4 protein-coding genes are annotated in these 6,668 nt (G+C 66.9%); 2 read left to right on the top strand and 2 right to left on the bottom strand.

The features are described 5' to 3' along the window. Positions 1–38 precede the first annotated feature (38 nt). Positions 39–728, bottom strand: coding sequence for a winged helix-turn-helix domain-containing protein (locus AB4Y84_RS09755; protein WP_025878439.1), 690 nt, complete (start codon positions 726–728; stop codon positions 39–41). A 345-nt stretch (positions 729–1,073) separates the two neighbouring features. On the opposite strand from AB4Y84_RS09755, the gene asnB reads away from it, so the two are divergent. Continuing rightward, positions 1,074–2,975: an asparagine synthase (glutamine-hydrolyzing) gene (gene asnB, locus AB4Y84_RS09750; protein WP_442244756.1), complete on the top strand. Its 1,902-nt coding sequence runs from the start codon at positions 1,074–1,076 to the stop codon at positions 2,973–2,975. Between the two features lie 589 nt (positions 2,976–3,564). Here the strand turns inward: asnB and queD are convergent. Continuing rightward, positions 3,565–3,927, bottom strand: a complete 363-nt coding sequence (gene queD, locus AB4Y84_RS09745; RefSeq protein ID WP_025878441.1) for a 6-carboxytetrahydropterin synthase QueD — start codon at positions 3,925–3,927, stop codon at positions 3,565–3,567. A 195-nt stretch (positions 3,928–4,122) separates the two neighbouring features. Between queD and AB4Y84_RS09740 the strand changes: the two genes are divergently transcribed. Next, positions 4,123–6,668, top strand: a 2,546-nt coding sequence (locus AB4Y84_RS09740) for a TonB-dependent receptor plug domain-containing protein (protein ID WP_442250068.1), incomplete at its 3' end; no start/stop codon positions are given.

The following is a 6,668-nucleotide window of genomic DNA, read 5'->3' as shown; positions in this document are numbered from 1 at the left end:
GTGGAAGGCATGGCCACGCATGGCCGACGACGGATGCTTCATCCCCATGCCGATCGGCTGAACAGGTAACCACGGCCGCGCACGGTCTTGATCCGCTCGGGCTGTTCCGGGTTGTCGCCGAGCTTGCGCCGCAGGCGCGAGATGCGTGCGTCGATCGAGCGGTCCAGGCCATCGAAGGCGATGCCGCGCAGGCCACGCAGCAGCGCATCGCGGTCGAGGATCTGGCCCGCGTTGCCGGCCAGCAGGAACAACAGGTCGAACTCGGCGGTGGTCAGCTCCAGCAGGCGGCCCTGCAGGTGCACGTTGCGTGTGGACGGGTCGATGCTCAGTTCACCGAAACGCAGGGCGCCATCGCGTGGCTCGACCCGGCGGTGGCGGCGCAGATGGGCGCGCAGCCGCGCCAGCAGCACCCGCGGTTCGATCGGCTTGCCGATGTAATCGTCGGCGCCCAGTTCCAGCCCCAGCACCTGGTCGATGTTGTCGGTACGGGCGCTCAGCACGCAGATGATCCCGTCATAGTGGGGCCGGATCTGCCGACACACTTCGAAACCATCCTGGCCCGGCAGGCCGATGTCGAGCAGGACCAGCGCCGGCTTCTCGCTGAGGATCCGGGCGATCGCGCGCTGGCCGCAGCGTTCGTGGGCGACCTGGTAACCGTGGCGCTTCAGGTAGTCGCTGACCATCGTGCCCAGCCGAGCGTCGTCTTCAACCAGTACGATATCCAGCATCTACAAGGCCTCCGGGGTGCTTCCGTACCGCCGTGGCACGAGCGCGGCGATGCTATCCCAGCTGTCGGGCCGCTCGGGTCCAGGGAGCGGGCGCCATTCAGCCGGGGTTGCTGGCGCGCGGGCCGGGCCTCAGGCCGGGCAACGACTTGGCCGCACGGTAGCAATCGTGTTGTTACAAAACGTTACGTAAGCCGCGCCTGCGGTGACGGTCGCTGACAGCGCTACGACTGACGTGGCGCTCGGCGGGGCCGAGCATGGCAGCTCTCCCCATCCGCGTGCCGCCCTCATGCCGTCCGCCTCCTGTCCCGCGTTTTTCTTTGATTGCCCTTGCCATGGAGGCCAGCGATGAGCGGCGTGGTCGGGGCCTGGCTGCCGCCTGCCGACGACGAGCAGCTGCTGCAGCAGCTGGCGCCGATGCTGCGGGCGCTGCAGCAGCGCGGCCGTGGTCGCATCGGGTACTGGACCGATGCCGACGCAGGGCTGGCCCTCGGTCATTGCCGTGCGCCGACCGCCATGCCGTTGCAGCCGCTCAGCTCCAGCTGCGGGCGCTACGTGCTGTGCCTGGATGGCCGCATCTACAACCGGGCGGCCCTGCAGTCGCAGCTGCGCGACCTGCCACGCAGCTGCACCGATGCACGCCTGTTGCTGCAGGCCATCGTCGAGTGGGGCGTGCAGCGTGCGCTGTCGCGCATCGAAGGGGCATTTGCGTTCAGCGTCTGGGACCGCCACGCGCACGAGCTCTGGCTGGCGCGCGACCCGGTCGGCGAACGGCCGCTGTATTACGGCTGGTACCAGGGCCAGTTCCTGTTTGCCTCGGAGTTGAAGGCGCTGCAGGCCTTTGCCGGATTCGCTCCCAGCATCGACCAGGATGCATTGAGCCTGCTGCTGCGCCATGACTATGTGCCGGCGCCGCACACCATCTATCGCGGCATCCACAAGCTGGTGGCCGGGGCGATGCTGCGCGTGGATCTCAACGATCATGCCGCCGGCGGATCAACGCAGGCCACGCAGGGCGGCCAGCGCTACTGGTGCGCGCGCGATGCGATGCAATCCGCGCTGCAGCAGCCGTTGCAGCCGGCGCCCAGCCTGGAGCAGGCCACCGACCAGTTGGAGGTGGTGCTGCAGCAGGCGATCGCCACGCGCATGCATTCACCCGTGGCCTGCGGTGCGTTCCTGTCCGGTGGCACCGATTCGTCGCTGGTGGTGGCGATGATGCAGGCGCAGTCGGCGTTGCCGGTGGAAGCATGGACGGTGGGTTTCGACGACCCCGGTCACGACGAGAGCGACTGGGCCTCGCAGGTGGCCCGCCACCTGAGCGTGCATCACCACCTGCACAGGATGGACAGCCGGCAGGGCCTGGATCTGCTGCAGCGCTTGCCGCAGGTCTGGTGCGAACCGTTCGCCGATGCCTCGCAGCTGCCCACCCTGCTGGCCAGCGAGCTGCTCGGCGCGCGCAAGCCGGTGGCGTTGACCGGCGACGGCGGCGACGAGTTGTTCTTCGGCCACCCCAGCTATGGCCGCGCACTGCGCAATGCGCGCCTGTGCGGTGGCCTGCCGGACTGGGTACGTGATCTTGCACGGCGTGGCAGCAGCCGCTTGAACGTCGAGCGTGGTCGGCTTGGCGGTTGGCGGGCACTGGTGGCCGAGGTGGCCGCCAACGACGTGGAGGGGCATTACCTGCAGCGCGTCACCCGCTGGCGGCAGCCGACCCAGGTGGTACTGGGCGCACGCGAGCCAGCGACGATCTTCCAGCAGCAGGACACCGCACTGCCGGCAGAAGCGCGCATCCAGCTGCTGGATTTCCGCATGGACCTGGCCGAGGGGATTCTTGCCAAGGTTGACCGTGCCGGCATGGCGGCCGGCGTGGAGACGCGCTCGCCGTTGCTGGACATGGAGGTCATACGCCTGGCCTGGCGCCTGCCGCAGCACCTGAAGTACCACGACGGTGAGCACAAGCGGATCCTCAAGCATCTGCTGGCGCGCTATCTGCCCGCGCCGCTGGTCTATCGCCCCAAGCGCGGTTTCGGCCCACCGATGGCACGCTGGCTGGCCGGCCCGCTGCGCGACTGGGCGGAAGCCTTGCTCGACCCGCAACTGCTGCGCAACCAGGGGTGCTTCGATGCAGTACGCGTGCGCGCGATCTGGGAGGCGTTCCTGCGCGGCGAGCGCAAATGGCATACGCACCTGTGGAACGTGTTGATGTTCCAGGCGTGGTACCAGCACTGGCACGGCAACCGCGGGCGCTGAGCGCTCCTTGCGTGGCCGATCGATTCTGCGCGGCACATCTGCGCGGCGCAGGGCGGAGGCCCTTGCGTGCGAATGTCCTCCGGCGCCGGCCTGCGGCCACCGCCTCCCCCTTTACTTCGCACGCAAGGGCCTCCGCCCTGCGTGGGGAGATCTTCGGTGGCCTCAGGAAAGCAGCGATCTGCGCATCTGGTGCCGCAAGCCGAGCCTCGTCGGGGCAGGTAGGGGTCTGGGCAAAGTAAAGGAGGAGGTGGCGGCCAACGGCCGGCGCCGGGGGCCATTTGCCCAGGCCCCTACCTGCCCCGACGGGGCCCTTCAGATCGCAGAGACCCGGACGAAGACGCGTTCCAGAATCCAGACGCCAGGCAAAAAAAGACCCGGCAGAGGGAGGGATCTGCCGGGTCCGGATTGCATGGGGGGAGGGACCCATGCAATGAGCGTGGGCGTCGCGCCAGTGGCTGTTGCCTGCCAGTCGCATCCGCCGTGCATTTGTATTGATGCAATGCAGCATACGCCGATCATGCGGCAATGCAACAAAAATCACGAAGGCGCCATCTCCGGCGCCTTGAGGCCTTTCAGATCAATGGGTTGATCAGGCGGCGGGGCCGCGGTAACGGCAGCCCGAGGTGCAGGTTTCGTGCACGGTGATCTCGCTCAATGCCGGCAGGGTGGGCTTGAGCTCGTTCCAGATCCACACGGCCAGATTCTCGCTGGTCGGGTTCTCCAGGCCGGGGATGTCATTGAGGTAATGGTGGTCCAGGCGGTCGTAGATCGGCTGGAAAGCCGCCTTCACGTCACCGAAATCCATGATCCAGCCGGTCTGCGCGCCCGGCTCGCCCTCGACTTTCAGTTCCACCCGGAAGGAGTGGCCGTGCAGGCGCGCGCACTTGTGCCCCGGCGGCACGTTGGGGAGGCGGTGCGCCGCCTCGAGCATGAAGACTTTGAAGATTTCCATGGCGCGATTGTACGCCGCGGGCGGCCGATCAGCCCGGCTTTGCGTTGCCTTTCCGTGAAGAAATTCTTTCCATCCGGATGAAGAGATGATAGTTTCTCTTATATCCGTATGAAGAGATGTTATTGGCTGCACCCCGGCCAGGCATGGATTACTGCGGAACTTACCTCGTCCTTCCACTACCTCCCCCACATCGTCATGCCCCAGCACACCCTGCTCGTGGCGGCCCTGGCCGTCGCTCTGGCCGCGCCATTGTCTGCCGCCGCCGAAACCACCGCCGACGCCAGCGGCGAAGCCAGCACCCTGGCTGCCGTGCGTGTCACCGGTTCCAACATCAAACGCGCCGATACCGAAGCCTCCAACCCGGTGCAGGTGATCGGCCGCCAGCAGCTGGAACAGACCGGCAAGGCCACCGTGGCCGATGTGCTGCGCTCGATCTCGGCCAACACCGGCAATGCCAGCAACGAGACCACCAACAACGGTTGGGCCTCGGGCTCGGCCGGCATCGGCCTGCGCGGTCTTTCGCAGAAGAACACGCTGGTGCTGCTCAACGGCCGCCGCCTGGCCAACTACGGCTTCCCGGCCGGCGGCCTGTCGGACACCTTCGTCGATCTCAACGCGCTGCCGCTGGTGGCCGTCGAACGCATCGAAGTGCTCAAGGACGGTGCATCGGCCGTGTACGGCAGCGATGCGGTGGCCGGCGTGGTCAACATCATCACCCGGCAGAACTTCGAAGGCGCCGAGATCGGCGGCAGCTTCGGTGGCGCCGACCAGGGCGGCCTGCACGAGCAGAACCTGAAGTTCGTTGGTGGCCTGGGCGACATCGACAAGGACGGCTACAACATCCTCTTCAGCCTGCAGGCCTACAACCGTGAGCGACTGGACCAGGACGAGCGCAACCTGACCAAGAGCGGTATCTACAGCGACCAGCCCGGCGGCCGCTGGAACGGCTGGTCGGCCAAGGGCGCACGCTATCTGGTCAATGGCACCTCCGTGCCGATGCTCGATGCCAACGGCAACTGCCCCACCGGCACCACCCGCGTGGCCAGCGCGCCGATCGACGGTCTGGCCGGTGATACCTGCGGCTTCAACCAGGCCCCGTACACCACCCTGATTCCGTCCACCAAGCGCTACCAGGCCTACGCCAACGGCACGTTCCGCCTCGGCGACAACGTCGAAGCGTTCGGCGAAGTGCTGTACAGCCAGATCAAGAGTGCTGCCTGGTTCGGCAGCAGCCCGTTCTTCACCCTGGAAAGCGGTCGCTTCGCGCTGAACGCGCAGACCGGCCTGGCCGAGCCGGTGTCGTCCAACCTGCCGGCCAGCAACCCGTACAACCCGTACGGCCGCGCGATCCCCATCGAATACACCTTCTTCGACCTCGGCGGCACCATCAAGACCAACCGGTCCACCGCCTATCGCGGTGTGTTCGGGCTGCGTGGCAACACCGAGAAGTGGGACTGGGAAGTGGCCGCGTTCGGCGCGCGCAGCAGCGAGCGCGAAACCGTCTCCGGCGGCTTCGCCAACCGCTGGGCACTGGCCAATGCACTGGCCACCGGCAGCTACAACCTGCTGAACCCGGCCGCGACGCCGCAGTCGGTGCGCGATTCGATCAACATCGCCACCCTGCGTCCGGCCGAGTCGGTGCTGCAGGGCATCGATGCGAAGATCTCCGGCAGTCTCGGCCACACCTGGGCCGGCGACATCGGTTTCGCCGCCGGTGCCGAATGGCGCCGCGAGAAGCTTGATTCGAACAACCCGTGGCAGATCGATGCCGGCCTGCAGGTGCGCCCGGCAATCGCCGAAGTGCATGGCGAGCGCAAGGTCAGCGCCGCCTACGCCGAGGTCAACGTGCCGCTGGCCTCGACCCTGGAACTGTCCGCCGCCGCCCGCGCCGATCATTACGATGATTTCGGCGACGCGTTCTCGCCCAAGCTCGGCCTGCGCTGGCAGCCGCTGGATTTCCTGCTGGTGCGTGCCTCCGCGTCGAAGGGCTTCCGTGCCCCGTCGCTGTCGGAGAACTCCAACAGCACCAGCATCGCCTACGGCAGCGTGGTCGACCCGCGTGATCCGGACGTGCCGGGCTCGCGGCAGAACCCGACCTTCTTCACCGTCGGCAACAGCGACCTGAAGCCGGAGCGCACCAAGAGCGTGAACTTCGGCGTGGTGCTGTCGCCGTGGGCGAACACCAACCTGAGCATCGACTACTACCGTATCCAGCTGGACAACCTGGTCGGTACCAACAACACCCAGACCCTGGTCAACGACAACGTCGCCGATGCCGTGCAGCGCGATGAGCGCGGCAAGCTGCAGGCGGTCTACAACCGCTACCAGAACCTGAGCGAGCTGAAGACCTCGGGCATCGACGTCGAGCTGCGCCAGCGCATCCCGACCACCGCCTTCGGTGACTTCACCGTGACCTCGGCCTACACCCATGTGCGCGACTACCGGCGCCCGACCGTGGTCGGTGGCCCGCTGGTGGACTATGCCGGCAGCAACCTCGGCGCCACCCTGCCGAAGAACAAGGCCACCACCACCCTGGACTGGAAGTACAGCGACTACACCGCCGCGGTGACCTGGTACTACACCAGTGGCTACGACCAGAAGGCCAGCACCGCTGCAGCTGCGGTGCAGAGCCGCGTCGACGCCTACAACCAGTTCGATCTCTACCTGGGCTACACCGGCATCGAGAACCTGACCGTGTACGCCAAGGTGCAGAACCTGGGTGACAAGACGCCGCCGTACGA

This window comes from Stenotrophomonas sp. 2YAF22 (genome assembly GCF_052114665.1).
Lineage (GTDB): Bacteria > Pseudomonadota > Gammaproteobacteria > Xanthomonadales > Xanthomonadaceae > Stenotrophomonas > Stenotrophomonas indicatrix.
Note: the sequence above shows the minus strand (reverse complement) of the source record. Positions and strands in the feature narration are given on the sequence as shown.